Genomic DNA, 21,334 nt, shown 5'->3' on the forward strand with positions numbered 1-21,334 from the left:
TTATTGGCAACCAAGTACGCAGGCGCTTTGGTTTAAGAGTCCATCACATCTTTTTCAATGTCACGCAAAAAAGCTTGCGAGGCAATCCGCCCTCTTCAAATTTTTCCACGTGAATCAATTCAAAGCCTTTGGTGAGGGATTGTACTTTTTCGGAAGAGAAAAAATGAACGATAAAACCACCCATTTCATACATCTCTTCGCCTCGGTGAATGCCTTGTTTGTAGTGAGAATCCTCCATATGGCGCACCGTGTAGATGTTATAGCCGCCCGGTTTCAAAATGCGACAGATCTCGCCATTGAGAAACTCCAAATCGGCCGTTGATAAAGGCATACAGTAGAGCATATGCGAAAAGCAGGCATCAAAGCTCGCATCTTCAAACGGAAGGGGTTTTCGTACATCGTGTTGGCACAACGAGAGAGAAAGGTTCAGATTTTTAGCCCTGTTTGCAATGGCATCTAGCCCTTTTTGTGTGTAATCAAGCGCGCTTACATGTAAACCATTATGCGCGAAAAAAAGCGTGTCGCGCCCTTGCCCAGCGCCCAACTCAAGAAGTGAGGAAACACCTTTTTCGTGAAACAAAGCCGTTGCGTAATATGCAGGATAACTAGCTTCTAAGCCAAACATTTCACTATTTTTACCAAACATCGTTTCCCAGTGATTTTGCTGGGCATCTAATACTGATTGCATCTCAAACTCCCTCAATATAGTGGTAACATTATAGAAGAAGAGAGATTAATCGTCCATTTAGCCCCGCAAATATCGCTCTAAGCCAAACGGAGATAAAATCTTCAACATAAATTATTTTAGATTCCAGTACAGCTGACTCTTTTTACATGTAAAGGTTTTTTGTGGAAAATTTTTTGAGCATTATCGCTATCATCATACTTCTTGGCTTACTATTTTTTGTACTCAGCCCCAAAAAACAGGCAAAAACAAAAAGCACAAAAACAAGAGGAAATACGAGAATTCTACCGACAGAAATTGAAAACAGAACTATCACACATTGAAAATGCCGATACACGCCAAAAGCAAAAACTGGTTTTACTTAAAGCCTTTGCGAAAGAGTTGGAGTTTAACCTTTTCTTTGATAAAGACGAAGTTAAAGTGTTGATTCAAGAATTGGCGAGTTATTAACGAAGTGCCGTTTCGTCTGCAATCCAATTTAAGTACGCCTCAAATCCTTGTTCTATGGGAATTTGAATCAATTGTGGTGTTGTGTAGGGATGATGCTTTAAAATTAACGCTTCGATCGTTTTAAACAATGAACTCCTCGTCTTAATCAGAAGTAATTGTTCATTTGATTCACATAGTTTGCCTTCCCAACGATAAAAACTCTGAACGGGCATCATCTGAACGCATGCGGCAAGTTTTTGCTCTAGCAAAAGATGAATGATGGTTTTTGCACTTTGTTCATCAGGGTATGTTGTGGTTATTAGGCAAAAAGTGTTCATCATTTTACTCCTAATGTAACGAAAGAAGTATTATAACGATTTTAAGTGAGGAAGTTTTAAAGAGGAGAAATGCAAGGGAAAATCCCTTGCATAAAGTACAAAAGTCTGAGCGACTTTTGCAAAGAAATCATTAACGTTTTCAAGGAAACGTTGAATGATTCCCTGAAGGAAATCATTAACGTTTTGAGAATTGTGGGCTACGACGTGCTTTTTTGCGACCGTATTTTTTACGCTCAACGATTCTTGAGTCACGAGTCAATAAACCATATGGTTTAAGGATTGCTCTAAAGTCAGCGTCCATTGCTGCAAGTGCTTTAGAGATACCATGACGAACGGCATCCGCTTGAGCTGAATAACCGCCACCTTGCGTAGAAGCTACGATATCAAAACTTGCTTCTTGTTTGGTAAGAGCAAGAGGTTGACGAACACGTTTTTTAATGGTCTCATGACCACCAAGCCACGCTTCAAAATCAACGCCATTAACTGTAATCGTACCTTTACCCGGTGCGCTTACCCATACTTTAGCGATAGCTGTTTTTCTTTTACCAGTTGCGTATACTTTTGCCATATTACTTTACCTCTGCTTTAACTTGCGCTGTATGTGGATGCTCACTACCGGCATATACTTTTAGCTTTTTGATCATCTCTTTAGCAAGATTTGTTTTAGGTAACATGCCTCTTACCGCAAGTCTGTACAATTTCGCTGGGTTGTTGTTCAAAAGATCACCCAATTTTTCAGTTTTAACGCCACCGAAATAGCCTGTGTGTCTGTGATACAATTTTGTGTCTAATTTTGTTCCACTAAACTCTACTTTTTCCGCATTGATGATGATAACGAAATCGCCACAATCAACATTTGGAGTAAAATAAGGTTTATGTTTGCCTCTGAGCAGTGTTGCTACTTCTGTAAGGACTTTACCAAATCTCTTACCAGCAGCATCCACTACGATCCAGTCGCGTTTGACTTCGCTTGGCTTAATCGCTTGTGTAGCTTTCATCTGTCATAACCTTTGACGTATTTATTTAACGAAGTGCAAGTGTAATCAAAATATACTTATATACAGCTTAAATTAAGTGTACTATAAGCTTTTGACAAGTTCAACGCCATCGTTTTGCAAATAGCAAATATACGCCTCCACCGGCAAATTATAAATCGTAGAAAGTGCATCTTGATAGAGCTTCACTTGTGTTTGGTGTTTGTCACTCTGCTTTTTCGAGCTTTTATAATCAATGACAACAATGCGATCGGGAAATTCTAGCAAAAGATCGATCTGCTTGCGCTCTTTTTGATAAATAAGCGGTTGTTCTTTATAGACTTTTGCCCCCTCTATCAACTCCAAGAAAGCTTTACATGTAATCAATTTTTCGCCCCGTTGATAGATCGCTTGCAAGGTTGGCTCATCCAAAAGCGGTGCAAAACGGTTTTGCAGTGCGATGTAAGCCCTCTTGAGCGAAGATGCATCAAAACTGTCTAACATCTCCAACAGATAGTGCTGTGCAATTCCAAAGGTTATGGAGGCAATCTCTGCACTCTCGCTCTCAACGTCTGGTGTATTTGCTACCTCTTGCGCACCATAGCGTTTAGGCTGATGGACATGCATCGTGCTTGGAATAAGCGGTGTCTCTTTGGTTGAAACACCAATCATACCTCGCTCTGTGGTGCTCAGTTCCAGCATCTCAAACGCACTGTTTTGTGCTTTAGCGCAGACAAACAGTGAACGCTTCGCTCGGGTAAATGCCACGTAAAGCGCATTGAGCCGATCTTCGTACATCAAGACACTCTCTTGCTCTTTGGCTTTGGCATAGATGACATCGACCGATTCTCTGCCACCCATAGTGAGGTAAAGCCCTTTGATGTCCACTTCATCGTAGCTAAATAAAATCGTATCGCTTCGATTGTTATCGCGGCTCAAACGATCACACACAATGACATGCTCAAACTCCAAGCCTTTGGATTTATGCACAGTTAAGACACGCAGGCCATCTACATCTTCGCTTTTGGCTTCATCGCTCAGCTCATCCAACGCAAATAAAAAGCTCTCGATCTCTTCGTAACGACTCACAACCTCTAAGAAACTGAGCAGATCCACACTGCCATCAAACAGACCGTAATTTTTGATGATCTTTTCAACCAAAACGAGTGGCGTCGCATCTAAATCCCAACCTTGTTTGGAAAGCGGTGTATCCCACGTCTTGCCGCACTGTGCAAGAAACGTTGCTTTGTAGAGCTCATCGCCAAAATAGAGGTATTTAAGCAAAGCAATAATGGCTTTGATAGAACGCACTTCAATGAGTTTCAAGGTCGCCTCAAGTCTTACATGTAAAGAGGGAAACTGTTCTTGCACCAGCGCTTTAAAGACTTTGGCATCTTTGTTCGTATGCACCAAAAGGGCAATGTCTTTGGGCTTAACACCCTCTTTAAGAAGCAAAGAAATCGCCTCTAAAACAGAAGGCTCAATCATCTCTTCAATGCGCACATTGATGTACCCCTCACCCGTGGCTTTGGCAACCTTTTGTGGCTCATACCCTTTGATTTTACATGTAAAGATTTCATTGACAAAATTCACGACCTGCTCGGTGCTTCGATAGTTGGTATCAAGCGCATTCACGTTTAAATGCAAACTCTTTTTAGCATACCCAAACAGCTCTTTAGCCCCACCGCGAAATCGGTAGATCGACTGCTTCACATCGCCCACGAAAAAGAGTGTTTTAAAATCTTTCACACCCTGCCCTGCACGTATTTCTTCAATAAGTGGCAGAAGAATCTGGTACTGCACGATGCTCGTGTCCTGAAACTCATCGATCAGCAGATGCTCTATCACCCCATCAAGGCGAAAATAGAGAAAATCTTTGCTGATCTCTTGGCGCAAAAGGGTATAAAGCAGATTGGTAACGTCATCAAAACGAAGTTCACCATACTCACCCATCAAAGCTCTGAGGCTCTCATCGTAAATGGCAAACAGTTTGCCCAGTTGCCCTAAAAAGTACGCCTCTTTGGCATTGACATGTTCGTTTAGCGCCTGTTTGAGCTCACGCAAAAGCGCATCCACTGTCTCATTGGCATACTTTTTATAGTCCCAATACCCAAAGTCTTCTCGCTCCAAATACTTCTTGGAAAGCAGATCGCTAAGTGTGTCCGCTTTGAGTGTTGCCAGTCCACGCGCGGAGAGTCCGCTTTGCTCAAAGTAGTCTCTAATGCGCTCTAAAATATCCAAGCACGGTTTTAAGGATGGGTAATGTCCTTCATCTAAGGTGCTAATGTCAAGCTCTGATTTTTTCTGGTACAGCATATCCAGCAGGCTAAAAAGATCATTTAGCTTCTTATCTTCGTTGATGCTAAAAGCTATCAGAGCATTGTAAAGATTTTTGCTTTTGCATCCTTTGATGAAACGCTCCACCAACTCCTCATCGAGCCCATTTTGTCCCACTTTAAAGTCGGGTTGTAAGCCTACATGTAATGCAAAATGGCGCAAAATCAAAGAGAAAAAAGAGTCCAGCGTCGAGATCTTGATATCGGCTTGTAGCAAGGTTTGCATGACACGCTCTTTCTCAAGGAGTAACGTCTCTTTTGACTTGCCCGTTTGCACGCAAATCGCTTCTAACTCGTCTTTCTCTTCTAAATGTTTCAGCGTCTCAAAGATGCGCGTTTTCATCTCTGCCGCAGACTTGTTGGTAAAGGTGAGTGCTACGATCTTTTGTGGATTCGCACCCATAAAGAGAAGTGAGAGGTAACGCACACTCAGCGCAAAGGTTTTTCCACTTCCAGCACTGGCTTCGAGTGCTAAATAAGGACTTAGATTCATATCTGCTCCTCCCGTCCGCAAAACTGCACGTAAGGACAAAGCCTGCAATGTTTGATCTCCTCGCATAACTCGTAGCCATTGATCGGTTTGGATAGCTCTTGTAGTTTTACATGTAAAAGGGCTTTCTTCTCTTCGAGGAAGTTTTCAGGGACTAAAACGCCCTCTTTGAGATCGTAATAATAAACGCCTCCAACAGTACCAAGTGAGCTTGCAATGTACGCGTAAAAGACCAGCTGAAAATCGGTAGTACTTTCTAGTGTTCGCTCACTCGTCGTTGGCACTTTGCCACTTTTATAGTCGATGACAAACAGCTCATCATCTTTTTGGTCTATGCGGTCAATCTGCCCTTCTAATATAAAACCCGCATACGGCACGGCATGCACAAACTCTTTTTTGAAAACGCGAAAGCCCTCATCAAAGCGACGGATCTCATTGTGCATAAACGGGCGAAGTTTTTGAAGCCACACATCGACAAAGTAACCCCAAACTTCATGGTGGTTGTTCTCTTTTAAAAGCGTTTCAAGTTTGGCATAAAGGCTCTTTTCATCCAATAATACTTCATTGCATATCGCATCTTCAAGCACTTTATGAAGTGTCAAGCCGATCACTTGCTCGTCTATTTTAGTGCTCGGCATTTTCGCCTCTTTGAGCCTTGCGATGTAACGAAAGTAAAACTGACGTTTACATGTAAGCAGTGTTTTGAGCTTTGTTGCCGAAAGGGGAAACGCTTTAAGATCGTAAGGTGCATCGATAAACGGCTGATCGTAAAGCGTTTTAGAAGCATTGAGCTCAAAGAGAAGCGGCTGAAGGGCTTTTTCATCCGCCATAACGGTTGTATTAAAGCCAAGCTCATCCAAAAAGCGTGAAGGCATACTTGTCTCATTTTTCACATAAGCTATGGCAATTTTCTGCGCACGCGAGAAAAGCTGATGGTAGTAATAGCGTTGTAAATTCTCACGATCTCTCTTAGTGGGAAGCCCTGCATGTGCTCTTACAGCCGAGGAGAGAAAAAGGTCTTTTTGACTGCGTTTGGGCACAAATTCATCGTTAAAATCAAGAACAATAACGCCTTTATAGGAGACACCTCTGGTTTCAAGGACACCGAGTACGGTGACCTTTCCACCTCTAACATCATCTTGCGTAAGGACGGCAAGGCGGTTTAACAGCAGTTTGGTGACTTGCTCAAAACGAAGAGCAGGTGCATGTTTTAAAAAGTGGGTAAAGGCAAAAAAAGCTTCTTGAAACAGAGGATGTTGATGCTCTTTGAGATCAAAGGCGAGGAGCTTTTCAAAGAAGTTCATTGCCGTCTCAGGAGAGACTTTTTGGTGCCAAATCTCTTTACATGTAACCATGATTTCGGGTTCTATTTTTAATCGCGCAATGCGGAGATGATCTTCGATCTCATCATTGCGCATTGCTTTTTCAATGGCGCTCAGTTTTTGATAAAACGAACTCTGCTTCAAGCTTATGCCCATTGCAAAGTTGAGATTGTGCCATGTATCAAAGGGGCGCAGCACTTCAGCGAAACGCTCATCGGGTAAAATGACCACAATCTCTTCGGGGTTTAAACCCTCTTCCACAAACTGAGCTATGGCACTTTGAACATAGCCCATTTGTGCAAGACGCGATGAAAAGCCATAAACGTGTGTATCTTGTTTGAAAGGGTTTTGCGGCTTTACATGTAAAATCTCTTTCGTGGAGAGATTGATCTCATAGGTGTTGTTTTGTTCTAAAATGATGCCAAGTTCGGCAAAAAGTGAAACCATTTTTTGATTGTAAGCACTGATGGTAACGTTTACATGTAAAGGAATCAGCACTGCTATTTGGGTAAGAAGTTCCACTTCAAAACGGCTCAAAAAACCCTCTAAATGAACACGTACAGCCCCTAAAGAGCGAATGTACGAGATATTAAGCTCATAGCATTCAGGAAGTGTGATGCGGTCATACAAGGCTTGTTTAGACAAAAGCGCTTTATAGTGTTTAAGAAGCGTTTGCAATACTTCTAAATGCTCTGCGTAATGCTCATACGTATCTGCACTCAACAACGCGTCAAGTGCCACCTTTTCATGACTAAGCTCTTCAAAAAACGAAACAGATAGGTGGAGTTTTTCAAAAAAGGTAAAAAACTCACGCTCAATATAGAGAAGTTCAAATTTGGTAAAGCGAGAGGCTTCTTGCATGAGAAGCACACGCATATCGTCATCAACCAAAGCGTGATGTGGCACAAGAACGGCTTTTTGCTCTAATTCAGCAATCGTGATGGCTTTGGGAAGAAGGGTGTTCGCATCCAAAAATGTGTCATAAAAAGAGCGTACCGCACGACTTGTTGCAAAAACTTCTAACATCTTCCCTCACTTTAATGTAATGGTCTATTATAACAAAGCAAAGATTTAAGATGGATTTTTATGTCAAAATGAAAGGAAACGGTAAGATCACACAACCGATCTTACCGCAGGTTATTAAGGGAGAAAGGGGAAACTACTGTGCTGCATAGGCCTCATTTTTATGATAGCCTTTAAATTCGCCTACGTTTATTTTACTCAAAATCTGCCATCGTCCTGGCTTGTTGATTTCAAAAGGGCCAAAGGTATAATTGCCATTTTCTACCTTAGACGGTAATAACTGCTTATTATCCTTATTGCTATCTGGACGAGAGAGCATCATGGTGATATTTGCATTATTCACAGCCACTCCACTTTTATCGGTGAGCTTTAGCGTAATGCTATTTTGTCCCATTTCAAATTTTTCTGTGGAATATGCAAGGTTGAATTGAGTATCAAATTTTCCCTGTAATTCTATAATTTCATTAATATTATTTTCAACTTTTTGATACTTTTCCATATAAAATGTATCCATCTCAACAGGATGGTCCATAGCAATTTTAACGGTAATAGCACATGCAATCACACATCCAATAATCATACCAACAACTACATGAGGATAGTAGGTACGCTCACTTTTCACTTTGTCCACGGCTTTTTATCCTTTTATAAATGATGAGTATTACAACAATCGCCATAAATCCATAAATCAGAAGTCTCACAATATTGATAGTGACTTTATTGGCACTGCCAATGGCACTCTCTAACTCTATTTTACGGTATGCTGCAATCTCTTCAACCAATTCTGCATAACCATTGAGCAATGCAGGTCCAACACTCACTTCATTTTTTTTAGAAGTTAAGAGTGGAATAATCGTACCATTCCATGGCAAAGGTGAGAGGAGTGCTTCACGATCAAACTCTTTCTCAAGCCCTGCTGATTGGTACACATCTACTTTTTTTTCTGCTTGAAAGAGCGTTAAAAGAACATACGGTGTGGTTAAATTTTTGGCAAAGTTTTGCTCATATGCGAGAATATTCTCTCCCTCGCCACTTTTTTTAGCAATCAAAATAACTTTTATACCACTTTTTGCGAAAAGTTCACTGCCCATCTCTTCAATTTTCTGAGCGGTTCTCTCTTCTAAGCTATCATCATAAATGACAAATTCCTTGGCAAAAATCAACACTGGGAAAAAGGCAAGAAAGCAAAGAAGCCATAGCTTCTTTGCCTTTACATGTAATAAATTCTTCATTAACCGATGAATAAATGGTGTGGTGTTAATACAGCCCATACCGACACTGCTGCTAGTATAACTAAACCTAAAACAATCACTTTATCCATAATTTCAGCCATGTTATACTCCTTATTTTGCTATAACTTTTTGATTTGCATTCGCAGCATCTCTCATTTGAAGTGCTTGCGGATCCGTAATCTTATAAGGTTTATCAGCAACTGCTTGTTGTGCCTTTAATCCAAAGAATGTTAATACCCCAAGAATGGAGAGCAACAATACTGTTGCTATCAACATTCCTGTAATACCATTAAGTCCAAAGACGTTTCGATTTGTATTTTCCATTGATGAGTCCTTATTTTGCTAAAGAGCTGACATAAGTGCCAACCGCTGTTTTTTGAACATTGGTTAAGCGTCCATCATTGAACTGTGGCATATTACCAATCGTTCCTTTTTTACCCAAACCAAGGACATTGACAACAAATTTAGCACTACCATATACACTAAGATCTGGCGCACTTCCAGCCATTCCCTTACCATCATCACCGTGACATGCCGCACATGTTGCCCAAAGTGCTTTGCCACTCTCAACCAGTGCTGGATTGCTGCTTTTTTTAACGACTGAAACTTCTTGCATCACGTACGCTGCAACCGCTTTGGCACTTTCAGCATCCAAAAGTCCTGCTGGCATCTCGCCAAGAGGATAATTTGAACCTTTAGCACCGCCAAGAATAGTTGCAACAATCGCTGCTTCATTTCCAAATTTGGTCAAGTTCATTGCTTTTCCATTCATGCCATCACCCGTTACACCATGGCATGGCGCGCATTGTACCAAAAAAACGCCTTCGCCCATTCCCATCAATGTTGCATTGTCAGGATTTGCGAATTTACTTTCAAAATGAGTGTTGTAGCTTTTTACTTCTTCGTTATATTCACCTATTTGTGAATAACTTGCAAGGGGGTATCCAGCAAGGAAATACCACAATCCCCATACAATAACTCCTACAAAGGAGAGTGCCCAACCAATAGGAGGTACATTTTTGTATTCTCCAATACCATCCCAATTCTCTTTTGCTAATTCTCCGCTACTTTTATCGGTTTTCATCTGTCTTATATATTTACCAACAACAAAAATAGTGAGAATTAAAATTGCTGCTGCACCAAGCAATGATAATACGTTTACATTGTCATTCAGCCAATTCATTTATTGCTCCTCTTTATTCTTTCTCTTTGTTTGATGGAGTACGGGTTTCAATTGGAGTATCATCAATATTGTCATGCAATGCGAGATCGCCATATTGCTCATAATTTCGTGTACCTTTTTTTTTTCAGCCTTGTAAAGGTGATACAAATAACTATACATCATTACGACCAAAAAAACTGTAGCTACAACGTAAGCATATGCTTGAATTTCTCTAATTGTTTCCATACTCACTGTGAACACCTTATTTTAAGCTATTGAGATAGGCAATGAGGGCCACAATCTCTTTGATCTCACCGCGTTTAAATGCCTCTTTAACCTCTTGGCTTTTCATATCTGCAACAATCAGTGCAGCTTCTTCCATGACAGCTTTTTTAGCCTCTTCATGGGTACCAAGTTTAGGCATATCAGGTTGATCGTAAGGTGTGTTGAAAACTTTTTTTACGGTCAATGCTTCTGCGTATGCGGTATCAATATCAGCACTGTTTTTAAACATATGTCTGTACGCTGGCATAATAGAACCTGGCACTACGCTGATAGGATCAGACATATGATACTCATGCCAGTCGCTTGTTCGATAGTTTCCAACCCTCATCAAATCTGGTCCAGTTCTTTTTGAACCCCATAAGAATGGTCTATCATAGGCATACTCACCACTAAGTGAGTACATACCATAACGGTCTGTCTCTGATTTAAATGGACGAACGAGTTGTGAATGACAAGCATTACAGTCATCTTTAATGTAGACTTGACGGCCTGCTAATTGAAGTACCGTGTAAGGTTTTGTACCTACCACAGGACGAGCTGTTTCCATAAAGTCAGGTAAAATTGTTACAACACCTGCATATGCAATCACCAAAAATACACCTACCGCAAAAAAGAATGGGTTTCTTTCTAACCAATGAAACATAATCCTATCCTCCTTTTACGCTGCCATAGGTGAAGCATTTTGAGGTTCAGCCTCAATTGCTTTACTTACAGTCATTGTTTTATACATATTGTAAGTGAATATGAAGAAACCGATAAGGTATAGTAAACCACCTGTTGCACGAATAGCATAGTAAGGAATAAGTACCGTTACTGTATCGATAAATGAATACGCAAGGTTACCGAATTGGTCTGTTGCTCTCCACATCATACCTTGAGTAATACCTGCAATCCACATACTTGAGAAGTACAAGACGATACCGGTTGTTTGAATCCAAAATTGTGCCTCGATCAATTTTTTACTGAAAATTTCACGTTGAAACATACGAGGAGCCATATGATACAGTGCTGCCATGATCATAAAACCAACCCAGCCCAATGTACCATCATGAACGTGTCCAGGAATCCAGTCTGTAAAGTGCGCAAGGGCATTAACAGATTTAATTGCTAAGATTGGACCTTCAAGTGTACTAAACATATAGAATGTTGAAGCAAAAATCATCAATTTAACCAATGGATTCTCTTTGAGTTGACCCCATTGTCCTTTCATCGTAAGGAGAATATTAATCGCACTACCCCAAGATGGAAGAATCAAAATAATTGAAAAAATTGAACCCATGGTTTGTACCCAATCTGGAACAGTTGAGTATAGTAAGTGGTGTCCACCTGCCCAAAGGTATACGAACATCAATCCCCAAAAAGAAAGAAGTGATAGTTTATAAGAGAAAACAGGTTGTCCAGACTCTTTTGGTAAGAAATAGTAGATCATTGCAATAATTGGCACGGTGAAAATAAATGCTACCGCATTGTGACCATACCACCATTGAACCATTGCATCATTTGAGCCTGCATACATTGAAACAGAGTGATACCATTTTCCTGTACCTGCAACAAAATAGGTTGGAACTTCCATGTTATTGAAAAGATACAACATTGCAACACCAAGAAATGTTGCGATAAAATACCACATAGAAATATAAAGCGTCTTTTCACGCCTAATACCAATAAGACCAAAAATATTTAATCCCCAGAGTACCCATACCACGACAACAAGAATATCCAATGGCCATTCAAGTTCTGCATACTCTTTAGAAGTAGAAATACCCATAAAAAGGGAAATAACAGCACATACCATTAAGATCATATAAAGCCAAAAATGAAGCTTTGATATGAACATCAAAAATTTTGATTCTGCAATCGAAACCTTGAGTACTCTTTGCCCAATGTAGTACCACGCTGCAAAGATTCCGCTTAGTAAGAATCCAAAAATTACTCCTGACGTATGTAATGGTCTTAAACGACTGAAAGTACCATATTCACCGGCCAAGTAATTCAACTCAGGGAAAGCCATTTGATAAGCGATAACCACGCCTATTAACATACCAACGATTCCAAAAAGGATCGCTGCGTAGGTAAAACATTTGGCTACTGAATAGTCATAGTTCAATGCATCTCTAGCCTGCATCAATTCCTCCTACTTGTGTTTTTATGTCACAAAAATATCACATAATGTAGGAATTATAGTGCACCAAATCTACAACGAAGCTTAAGAAGATTAAATTTGTGTTAAATAAAAAAAGTTAAGAAAAAATTTATAATTAGCAGTACAAGAACGATGGAATTATCGTTCTTGCGTATTGATTTTGTAGCCAAGCCCGGGGATATTCTTGATAAACTCTTTGTCTGTTTTTTCACGAACACGCTTAATAAAGGTACGTATGGCTGAATCTGTTACTTTTTTGTTTGTCCAAACATACTTCTTAATCTCCTCATGAAGAACAAATACACCTAAATTTTTGACGAGGACTGAGATAAAAAGTAACTCTTTTTTAGTTAAGAAAATTGTTTTACCCTCTTTGACTAAAACGCGCCTACTTTTATCAAATTGATAGCCAAACCCAAGTTCAACAATATCACTTTGATCTAGCATCTCTTTAGAAACAAATTTGAGCGTTGTTAAGAGCTCATCTGGATCAATCGGTTTAATTAAATACTTGTCAATACCAACGTCTATCGCTTCTAGAAGTCGCTCTTTTTCACTAAATGCACTTAAAATAATGATGGGGGTTTGTTTTGATATATGTTTAATCTCTTTTGCCATCATTAAACCGTCCATAACAGGCATCATAATATCTGTGACAACAATGTCAGGTTTATACTTTTTGAACTTTTTTAACCCATCGTCACCATCGCGTGCGACAATAAACTTAGCAAACTCATCCCCAATTGCACTCTCTAAGGCATTTCTGAGATCTTCTTCATCCTCAACAAACAAAACCGTCAATTTTGACAATCCACTCATAGCTCTTCCTTTTTACTCTTTGACTGAAGGAATAGTGATAGTGAAACAGACTCCATCATTGCAATTCTCTGCAACGATAAATCCTTGCATACTATTATTGATAATCATCTTACTCATATAAAGCCCCAAACCAGTGCCAGCACTCGCATGTTTTGTTGTAAAATAAGGCTCGAAAATCTTATCTAAAATAGTTGACTCAATCCCACCAGCATTATCGCAGACTTTAATTATAGCATCTCCAAGCCCTAATGTGTCAATTTCAATATAAATTAATCTATTTTTTATTTTGTTGTTGCAAAATGCGTCAATCGTATTATTGATTAAATTAATTAAGACCTGAGAAAATTCATTAAAATAACCTCTGATATTGGCATCTTTTTTTATATTAAGCTCGATTGTAACTTCATTTTTTTCTAAAGTACCTCGCATAATATCTATTGCTTCGTTAGCTACATGACTTAGCGCAAAAACTTCACTTTGACGATCAGGACTGAAAAAATGACGGAAATCTTCAAATCGTTTCGGACATTTTGGAGACAATCTTTTTGGCATGCGCGTAGCTGTCTTCAAACTCTATCCCTTTACCTTCATTTTGAAGTCGGTAGAGCTTATTCATTTTATAAAGCGTGATATTAAGCTCAGAAAGGGGTTGTCTCCATTGGTGTGCAATATTGGCGATCATTTCACCCATCGAAGCAAGACGTGATTGCTGAAATAAAATACGATCTTTTTCACGATTCTTTTCAACTTCTTCCCGCACACGTTCTTCTAACGTTTGATTGAGGATTGTTAAGGCTTTCGTCTGCTCTTTAACTCTCTCTTCAAGGGTCGTATTGAGTTCTTCAAGCTCTTCATCTTTGGCTATCAACGCCTCGCTTAAGCGAACACTTTCTGTCACATCATAACGAATAGCAATAAACTCTTCAATATCACCATTTTCATCGAGGATAGGAAAAACCGTTGTATTAACATAAAATGTACTGCCATCTTTGGCTAAATTTTTAACCGTTGATTTATACGTTTTTTTTGAAGTATGGTTTGCCAAAGTTGCTTAAACGTCGAGGCAGGGACATCAGGATGTCTTACGATATTATGGTTTTTCCCTACTAGCTCTTCTTTAGTATAACCCGAGATTTTGCAAAACTCATCATTAACAAAGGTGATAATACCGAAAATATCGGTTTTTGAGATAATATTACTGCTTTCGATAGCACTCTGATATTGTTCTAATTTCATAGAATTGCTGCACTGTAACCAAGATATGCCATATAAATTCCATATCCAATAATAATAAATGAAGCTATTTTAATCATAACTTCTCTAAATTCACTCCCTTTAAAATCCCACAATAAACCCAAGCCCTAACATTGCAGGCATAGTCGAAAGTCTAAAAATGGCCATCGTAAAGCCACCTAAAAGAAAAGAACCCGAAGTTGTTGCGGCAGCTAAAAAGAAATAGACCAAACCACAGGGCAAGAAACCATTTAAAAGACCTAGCCCATAAAAGCTTCCCATAGATTTCGAGTGAATAAGGTGTGAAAAAAGTGTTTTAATCAAAGGATTAAAAGCGATAGTCGCCTCTAATGAAGTTAAGAATTTTATTTTTCCCATCATCGATAATCCCATTAAAACCATAAGAATACCGATGACAAAATAGAAATAACCATTTATTTGGGCAGAAAAGGTAAAAATACTTCCCAATGCACCAAAAAACATACCAAGAAACGTATAGGCACTAATCCGTCCTAAATTATAAGTAAGATGTGCGAGAAATTGTCTTAACGAAGAAGTGGAAGAATCAATCTTAGCACTACTATATGCCATGACAAATCCTCCACACATACCGATGCAATGCCCTAAACTTCCTAGAAACGCAACACTAATGATTGCTGTAATATCGATGACGTTAATGGCATTGCTCCGTTATTTAAAGTCTATTGGCAAACTCTTGGAAAATGTATCGGCTCTCTTGCGGACCTGCACTCGCTTCAGGATGATGCTGTACAGAAAAAATGGGCGATTCATTGTATTCAAGCCCCTCAATCGTATTATCAAAAAGGTTCACATGCGTAATGCGAGCAACCTTACAAATATCATCAGGAACGTTGTAATTATGGTTTTGCGTTGTAATCTCGACAATATTACTTTTTATATTTTTGACAGGGTGATTACCACCATGTTGCCCAAATTTCAACTTATAGGTTGGATATCCATGGGCAATGGAAAGCAATTGATGTCCTAAACAGATAGCAAACATAGGTACTTTTGCTTCAATTAATTTTTGAATTTGTACCGCTTCATCTTTCAAAATGAGTGGGTCACCTGGTCCATTGGATAAAAAGAGTCCGTGGATTTCACCTTTTTTGTAGCGAGCGATGACATCATCGGCACTAAAATTATGAGGAATAACCTCAACATCGAGTCCAACTTCACAAAGTTCATTTAAGATATTGCGTTTAATACCTAAATCTACGGCAAGAATTTTCTTACCTAAACGTTTAGGTGTAGCATTGTACGCTTGAGCTTCCGCGTCCCAAACACCGTTGACATGGACATACGATTGAGGTGTGCTTACTTTTTCAATATAATTGACATCTTCAATGCGAGGGCTTGCTTCTAACATCGATTTGAGTTTTGCGGGATCGCTCACCTCTGTTGAAGCGATCATCATTTTAGGACCCGAATCTCGAATCATTTTGGTGAGATAGCGTGTATCAATGTCACAAATACCCATACTCTCATATTTTTTCAAAAACTCGGGTAAACTTTCCGTCGATCTAAAATTGGAAGGTGTCTCATTGAGACTGCGTACAAACATACCGCTCGCATAAATCGTAGAACTTTCCATATCATTCTCATTGCATCCCACAATACCAATTTCAGGCATTGTAAATACAACGAATTGTCCTGCATAGCTCGGATCACTCATGATTTCTTGGTAGCCACTCATAGAGGTATTAAAAACAATCTCTCCAGTTTTTGAACCATCAAAACCAAAACTTTTTGCTTCTAAAAAAACACCATTTTCAAGATAAATCCATACAGGTTTTAACATCATACTAACATTCCTCTTTTTCTAAGCTCTTCTTCATAGAGCTTTTCAAAAATCAAATCATACTCTTCAGAACCAGGAACTAAGGTTCGCTTGTAATTCGAAATTTTTTCAGCAACATCATCTTCAATCGCTTGAAAATTTGCAATATAGGTTTCAATCGCTGTATAAACAACATTCTTGACACGATTTTCTGTGACATTATAGTCAATCAAACCACTTTTCCAACAGATCTCTAATATTTGGTGTGCAATATCGTTATACCTATCTTCATAGGACAGAGTAACACCAAATTCGCGTGCAAGTTTTTTCTTAATTAACCAAAACATACTTCTTCGGTCAACTCGCTGAAACTCCATCTCATCTTCATTTTGATCCAAAATCTCTGTAACCCGCTCTTCAAGCGCCGTCTCTTGTTTAATATCCGCAACAATCAAATCCTCAGCGACTTTTACAATAGGCTCTAAGCCCTTAAGCATGGTAACAAATCCACAATTTAAAATATCGATCGCTATTTTATTGGCAATATAAGGGGCATGAGGCAATCTGATTTTCATCCATAAACCTTACTTCTGAATTTTCCACATTCTATCAAAAGTAAGGTAAATATCTGTTTAGAGAAAGAAAGAGGAAGGTTTCGTCACTCTTTTGTTTGATTATCTTCTACAAAAGGAGGACCTTTTTTAAGGCGTTGTGTAATATCAGAAGCAATTTGAGGATTCATCTTTGCTAAGATTTGCGATATTTTTTTAGGCGGCAATCCGAAAATAATAGCTGCACCCTCATGAATAGGGAGCTTTTCAACAATAGCTGCCGCTGCCGCATCTTTCATTTTAATATAGGTCTCATCTAGCTTATCATTTTTCTTCGATTCCACTTGCTCTAAAAGCTTTTTATTTTCAGCCAGCATTGCAGCAATCTGTTGCTCTTTGGCTTCGATCTCAGCTTTAGTTTTAGCCAGTGCATTTTCTTTCTCTTTAAGTGCATTTTTTTGTTTTTCAAAAAGTGCATTCGTTGCCGCTTGCAAAGCTTCAAAGGATTGTCGCGCTTCATCGATTTTTTCAACTTCATGCAAAAGTTCCCCTTTGCGCGTTTCAAAGACTTGCGTACAATCAATCGTTTCTGCATACACTAAAGAGCTTATCAATAAGATCCAAATACACTTCATTCTCGACCTTTTTTACTTATTTCACCCGCGAACAACATTGTTGATATTTCGTCCAAATAGAGCTGTTCTTCACGTTTGATCTTCTCCATCATCGTTTGAAGCTCTTGTTCTTCAAGATACTTAAATTTTTCATATTCAATATGTGCTTTTTTATACTCTGATTGTAGCTGTTTTGTATTCCGCTGAACAGCAATAAGTTCTTGCTCACAACGTTTTTTATCACGACTTAAGATGCTTTTTTGCTCACCAACCATGAGAAGGAGTGAAATCATACCCTCTTTAGGTATTTGAACCGCCGAAATTTCATCGTAAAGAGCCGCTATTTTATGGTTTAACATCCGCTCTTTATTTTGGCTTTTTAATAGTTCACGCTCGATTGCATCACGTTTTTGTTTTCGAATTTTAGCAATCTTGGAGAACTGGCTTTTCATAAATTACCTTTACATGTAAAGATGAAAGATCTTCTTGCAAAACGGCAAAATATTTTGCCCCGAAGAGGGAAACTATAGCATTCATCGCCTATATCAATGAACACTATAGCTTTGTCTTACAATATAATTGTGTCGTTTCTATCAGGACTTGTTGAGATAAGTCCAATTTTTGTGCCTGTCAAGACTTCAAGGCGTTTAAGATACGTTTTAGCAGCTTCAGGGAGATCTTCAAATTTACGACATCCCACAACACTCTTCCAACCTGGTAACTCTTCATAAATTGGTTTAACGTTATCCAAATCTTGTGGCAACGTTTCAACTCTTTGGCCGTTTACTTCATAAGCAACGCAGACTTTAACGGTTTCAAAACCATCTAATACATCGAGCTTCATGATGGCAAGATCATCACAGCCATTGATGCGACTGGCATATCGGCAGGCAACGGCATCGAACCAACCACAACGGCGTGCACGTCCTGTGGAAGTACCGTATTCATGCCCTTTTTCACGTAATTCATCGCCCTCTGCTCCAAAGTCTTCTGTAGGGAATGGTCCATTTCCTACACGGGTGCAGTACGCTTTGACAATACCTGTCACTTTGCCAATATCTTTAGGATTGAGTCCCAAGCCAACACATGCGCCCGCACTGATTGTGTTGGAGCTTGTTACGAAAGGATAGGTTCCATGATCCACATCGAGCATTGTACCTTGAGCACCCTCTAGTAATACTTTTTTATTTTCATCCAGACATTTCCAAACCATATGTGTCGTATCTGTTAAGAAAGGTAAAAGGGCTTTAGCATAGCCGTCTAACTCACTTTTAAGTGTCTCAAAATCAGGCGTTACAATACCGAGGGCATTAAAGAGCGCTCTGTTTTCATCGTAAAATTCAACCAAGGCACGTGCAAGTTTGTTCGTGTCTCTTAGTTCTCCTAAACGGTGTCCGCTACGCTCAATTTTACTACCGTAACTAGGTCCAATGCCTCGTCCTGTTGTACCAATCGCTTTAGCGCCACGAAGTTTTTCTTTGGCTTGGTCAATTAAAATATGATGATTAAGAATCATATGTGCTTTGTCACTGACAAACAAACGACCTGCAAGTTTTTCAAATTGTGCCATCTCTTTAATGAGTGCATCAGGACAAACAACGACTCCATTGCCAATGACATTGAGTGCTTTTGGATTTAAAATACCAGAAGGAATCAAGTGAAGTGCATAACGTACACCATCTACCCAGATCGTGTGACCTGCATTGTGACCGCCTTGATAACGGCACACGACATCATAGTGTTGTGCCATAAGGTCAACGATCTTACCCTTTCCTTCATCACCCCATTGAATTCCTACGATCATATCAGCTTTCATCTTATTGTCCATCTCTTTTAATTAATATTTCGATCAAATCATCCGTGTAAAGTCCAAAACCGCTTGAGCCAATACCCTCACAATCATAACTTCCACCTGAACCTAGTGTAAAATTTTTGTAGATAAATCTAAAAAATAGCGCATTATAATAGCGCATTTTCACATAGTAAAGCGGTGAAAAAACAATATTCTCACATGAAATATGCGCTGAGAGAACTTTCAGTTTTTCAAGTTCAGCTCTTAACTCATTTGGAACCTCATCAATAACCGCTTCTAATTCTTCCAATGTTTGCAGACAGGTTAATTTTGTCAGCCACGGAATATCAAGGGCTAAGAGCTTTTGAAGCTCTCCTTTTTCAAAGATTTTCAGATCCAAATTGAGCATCTGAGACAGCATTTTGGGAATGTTAATATTGCTTACATGTAAAAGTGGTTTGATTGAAAATTTTTCAAAAATAGACGCGCTTGTAGCAATACTCAAAGCCAAATTTTCTTCACCAATCAACTCCGCACCAATTTGGTGTATTTCATGGCTAGGATAACGAAACACCGGCTGGATATAAAACCATTTGGAGTGATTGGTCGTTCTATCGACTCTTTTTGTGATTAAACGGACCACGTCCATCGTACTATCAGCTCTTAGAGAGACAATATGGTTTTGTTCGTCTGAAAAACGTAACAACTCTTTTTCATCAATACTTTTGTGCTGATGGTATGAAAAGAAAGGTGTTACAATCTCTTCAAACCCTGCATCGTAAAAAAGTTCGCTTGCCACATTTTCAATCTTTCGCTTTAACTTGGCACTCTCTCCAAAATAAAGCTTACTCCCCGTGGGTATCTCGTGCTCATAAATCATTATTAACCTTGGTAAAATTCTTGGGTAAAGACCCTATTGGCAGTACCATCGTATGCTCGCTTGCCTAGTTCGGAAAGGGCAAGCTCGACAGCATTGAGTGTCCACGCAGTCTCATACACATTGACAAGACCCATGTGATTGATTCTAAACAGTGTCTCTTTAATGTGATCTTGTCCACCTGCCATATTGACACCATATTTACTTTTCAAAATTTTACGGATTTTGCTCGCATCGTCATGTAAAACGGCACTCATCGCTTTAGCAGGTACTTTTGGATAGATGTGCAATCCCAATGCTTGTAAAGCTTTATTGGTTGCAAGGGCTCTTTTTGCCGTATCAGCATAAAGTGCATCCAAACCGCCCTTAGAGTCTATGAGTTCAAACATAGCGACAAGCCCAATAACCAGTGTCGTTGCTGCTGTCCATGCCGTTGTGTTTTTTCGTTGATTTTTAAGTTCCGTTTTGAGGTTGAAATAATAACCCACGCCGCCATTTTCAATGATCTCTAACGCTTTAGCATTTAAACCAATAAACGCAAGCCCTGGAGGAAGCATCAATGCTTTTTGACTACCAGAAATAAGCGCATCAATGTTCGTTGTATCGACTTTTTCAACACCCACAGCCGTAATGCCATCGGCAATCACCATGATGTTAGGGCGAATCGCTTTCACTGCTTTGGCTACTGCTTCAACAGGATGACGAAGGCCACCTGCACTTTCACACACTTGCATACAGACAGCATCAATACTTTCATCATTTTTAACAAGCTCAACAATGGCATCCACACTCACAGAAGTATCCCATTCATTTTTAATTTCGACAAATGGCTTGTTGTAGGCGGCACAAATCTTGCCAAAACGCTCGCCAAATTTGCCCGAATTGACGACAATCGCTTTACTTTGGCACAAATGAAGCACACACGCTTCCATGGCGCCAGTTCCACTGCTTGCAAGCATCAAAACTTCTTCCATATCAAACAGTTGTTTTAAATAGCCTCTTGCTTTTTCAAAAATAGCCTCAAATTCAGGTGTTCTATGGTGAATGGTAGGTGTACCCATCGCCATACGAACCGCTTCAGGAACAGGAGTTGGTCCTGGTGTCAAAAGTAACATAAGAGATCCTCATCGTGTAGTTTTAGAAGCGATTGTAACAAAATATTGCTTGTTGTTTCTTTAGCACCTCCCATATTTACTAGCTTTACCTTTACATGTAAAAAGTCTTTTAC

General features: G+C 39.4%; 22 protein-coding genes and 2 pseudogenes. 1 reads left to right on the forward strand and 23 read right to left on the reverse strand.

The window, feature by feature from the left end; genetic code table 11:
- Nucleotides 1-43 precede the first annotated feature (43 nt).
- Entirely contained in the window at nt 44-688 is a 645-nt protein-coding gene (locus tag Sdiek1_RS12070; protein WP_087439339.1) for a class I SAM-dependent methyltransferase, read from the reverse strand.
- A 294-nt stretch (nt 689-982) separates the two neighbouring features.
- Here Sdiek1_RS12070 and Sdiek1_RS15300 point away from each other — a divergent pair, with 294 nt between their 5' ends.
- The gene (locus Sdiek1_RS15300; RefSeq protein ID WP_193433041.1) at nt 983-1,135 is read left to right on the forward strand and encodes a hypothetical protein; all 153 of its coding nucleotides are present in this window, start codon (nt 983-985) and stop codon (nt 1,133-1,135) included.
- Here Sdiek1_RS15300 and cutA read toward each other — a convergent pair.
- The 22 genes and pseudogenes from cutA to Sdiek1_RS12185 form a co-directional block, all read right to left on the reverse strand.
- Entirely contained in the window at nt 1,132-1,455 is a 324-nt protein-coding gene (gene cutA / locus Sdiek1_RS12080) for a divalent-cation tolerance protein CutA (protein ID WP_087439341.1), read from the reverse strand. The genes Sdiek1_RS15300 and cutA overlap by 4 nt on opposite strands.
- A 172-nt stretch (nt 1,456-1,627) precedes the next feature.
- Nucleotides 1,628-2,020 (reverse strand): 30S ribosomal protein S9, encoded by a 393-nt coding sequence (gene rpsI / locus Sdiek1_RS12085; protein ID WP_087439342.1) that lies wholly within the window; start codon nt 2,018-2,020, stop codon nt 1,628-1,630.
- Nucleotide 2,021: 1 nt separating this feature from the next.
- Complete coding sequence (gene rplM / locus Sdiek1_RS12090) at nt 2,022-2,450, reverse strand: 50S ribosomal protein L13 (RefSeq protein ID WP_087439343.1); 429 nt, start codon at nt 2,448-2,450, stop codon at nt 2,022-2,024.
- An 81-nt stretch (nt 2,451-2,531) separates the two neighbouring features.
- Complete coding sequence (locus Sdiek1_RS12095; RefSeq protein ID WP_087439344.1) at nt 2,532-5,255, reverse strand: RecB-like helicase; 2,724 nt, start codon at nt 5,253-5,255, stop codon at nt 2,532-2,534.
- The gene (locus tag Sdiek1_RS12100; RefSeq protein ID WP_087439345.1) at nt 5,252-7,600 is read right to left on the reverse strand and encodes a PD-(D/E)XK nuclease family protein; all 2,349 of its coding nucleotides are present in this window, start codon (nt 7,598-7,600) and stop codon (nt 5,252-5,254) included. Before Sdiek1_RS12100 ends, Sdiek1_RS12095 begins: the two co-directional genes overlap by 4 nt.
- 133 nt (nt 7,601-7,733) lie before the next feature.
- The gene (locus Sdiek1_RS12105) at nt 7,734-8,228 is read right to left on the reverse strand and encodes a FixH family protein (RefSeq protein WP_087439346.1); all 495 of its coding nucleotides are present in this window, start codon (nt 8,226-8,228) and stop codon (nt 7,734-7,736) included.
- Nucleotides 8,209-8,829, reverse strand: a complete 621-nt coding sequence (locus tag Sdiek1_RS12110; protein WP_087439347.1) for a hypothetical protein — start codon at nt 8,827-8,829, stop codon at nt 8,209-8,211. Before Sdiek1_RS12110 ends, Sdiek1_RS12105 begins: the two co-directional genes overlap by 20 nt.
- Nucleotides 8,830-8,940: 111 nt before the next feature.
- Nucleotides 8,941-9,153, reverse strand: coding sequence for a DUF4006 family protein (locus tag Sdiek1_RS12115; protein WP_087439348.1), 213 nt, complete (start codon nt 9,151-9,153; stop codon nt 8,941-8,943).
- 10 nt (nt 9,154-9,163) lie between these two features.
- Nucleotides 9,164-10,012 carry a c-type cytochrome gene (locus Sdiek1_RS12120; protein ID WP_087439349.1) on the reverse strand — a complete coding sequence of 283 codons (849 nt, stop codon included), beginning with the start codon at nt 10,010-10,012 and terminating at the stop codon, nt 9,164-9,166.
- A 13-nt stretch (nt 10,013-10,025) separates the two neighbouring features.
- Nucleotides 10,026-10,237 (reverse strand): annotated as a pseudogene (locus Sdiek1_RS12125) (cytochrome c oxidase, cbb3-type, CcoQ subunit).
- A 16-nt stretch (nt 10,238-10,253) separates the two neighbouring features.
- Nucleotides 10,254-10,919: a cytochrome-c oxidase, cbb3-type subunit II gene (gene ccoO, locus Sdiek1_RS12130; protein WP_087439350.1), complete on the reverse strand. Its 666-nt coding sequence runs from the start codon at nt 10,917-10,919 to the stop codon at nt 10,254-10,256.
- A 15-nt stretch (nt 10,920-10,934) separates the two neighbouring features.
- Complete coding sequence (gene ccoN, locus Sdiek1_RS12135) at nt 10,935-12,401, reverse strand: cytochrome-c oxidase, cbb3-type subunit I (protein ID WP_087439351.1); 1,467 nt, start codon at nt 12,399-12,401, stop codon at nt 10,935-10,937.
- A 156-nt stretch (nt 12,402-12,557) separates the two neighbouring features.
- Nucleotides 12,558-13,238, reverse strand: a complete 681-nt coding sequence (locus tag Sdiek1_RS12140; RefSeq protein ID WP_087439352.1) for a response regulator transcription factor — start codon at nt 13,236-13,238, stop codon at nt 12,558-12,560.
- A gap of 12 nt (nt 13,239-13,250) precedes the next feature.
- Nucleotides 13,251-14,474, reverse strand: a pseudogene (locus Sdiek1_RS15700) (PAS domain-containing sensor histidine kinase).
- A 99-nt stretch (nt 14,475-14,573) separates the two neighbouring features.
- A complete protein-coding gene (locus tag Sdiek1_RS12150; protein ID WP_369688468.1) occupies nt 14,574-15,080 on the reverse strand; it encodes a sulfite exporter TauE/SafE family protein in 507 nt (168 codons plus the stop codon).
- An 85-nt stretch (nt 15,081-15,165) separates the two neighbouring features.
- Complete coding sequence (gene carA, locus Sdiek1_RS12155) at nt 15,166-16,296, reverse strand: glutamine-hydrolyzing carbamoyl-phosphate synthase small subunit (RefSeq protein WP_087439353.1); 1,131 nt, start codon at nt 16,294-16,296, stop codon at nt 15,166-15,168.
- Entirely contained in the window at nt 16,293-16,847 is a 555-nt protein-coding gene (locus Sdiek1_RS12160) for a DUF507 family protein (RefSeq protein WP_087439354.1), read from the reverse strand. Before Sdiek1_RS12160 ends, carA begins: the two co-directional genes overlap by 4 nt.
- A gap of 83 nt (nt 16,848-16,930) precedes the next feature.
- Entirely contained in the window at nt 16,931-17,458 is a 528-nt protein-coding gene (locus tag Sdiek1_RS12165) for a MotE family protein (RefSeq protein WP_087439355.1), read from the reverse strand.
- Nucleotides 17,455-17,889: a flagellar export protein FliJ gene (locus Sdiek1_RS12170; RefSeq protein ID WP_087439356.1), complete on the reverse strand. Its 435-nt coding sequence runs from the start codon at nt 17,887-17,889 to the stop codon at nt 17,455-17,457. Before Sdiek1_RS12170 ends, Sdiek1_RS12165 begins: the two co-directional genes overlap by 4 nt.
- 116 nt (nt 17,890-18,005) lie before the next feature.
- Nucleotides 18,006-19,253, reverse strand: coding sequence for an adenylosuccinate synthase (locus Sdiek1_RS12175; RefSeq protein ID WP_087439357.1), 1,248 nt, complete (start codon nt 19,251-19,253; stop codon nt 18,006-18,008).
- 1 nt (nt 19,254) lies between these two features.
- Nucleotides 19,255-20,109, reverse strand: coding sequence for an ATP phosphoribosyltransferase regulatory subunit (locus Sdiek1_RS12180; protein WP_087439358.1), 855 nt, complete (start codon nt 20,107-20,109; stop codon nt 19,255-19,257).
- Nucleotides 20,110-20,111: 2 nt separating this feature from the next.
- Nucleotides 20,112-21,221 carry a pyridoxal-phosphate-dependent aminotransferase family protein gene (locus Sdiek1_RS12185; RefSeq protein WP_087439359.1) on the reverse strand — a complete coding sequence of 370 codons (1,110 nt, stop codon included), beginning with the start codon at nt 21,219-21,221 and terminating at the stop codon, nt 20,112-20,114.
- Between the last annotated feature and the right edge of the window lie 113 nt (nt 21,222-21,334).

It is taken from the genome of Sulfurospirillum diekertiae, assembly GCF_002162315.1.
GTDB lineage: Bacteria > Campylobacterota > Campylobacteria > Campylobacterales > Sulfurospirillaceae > Sulfurospirillum.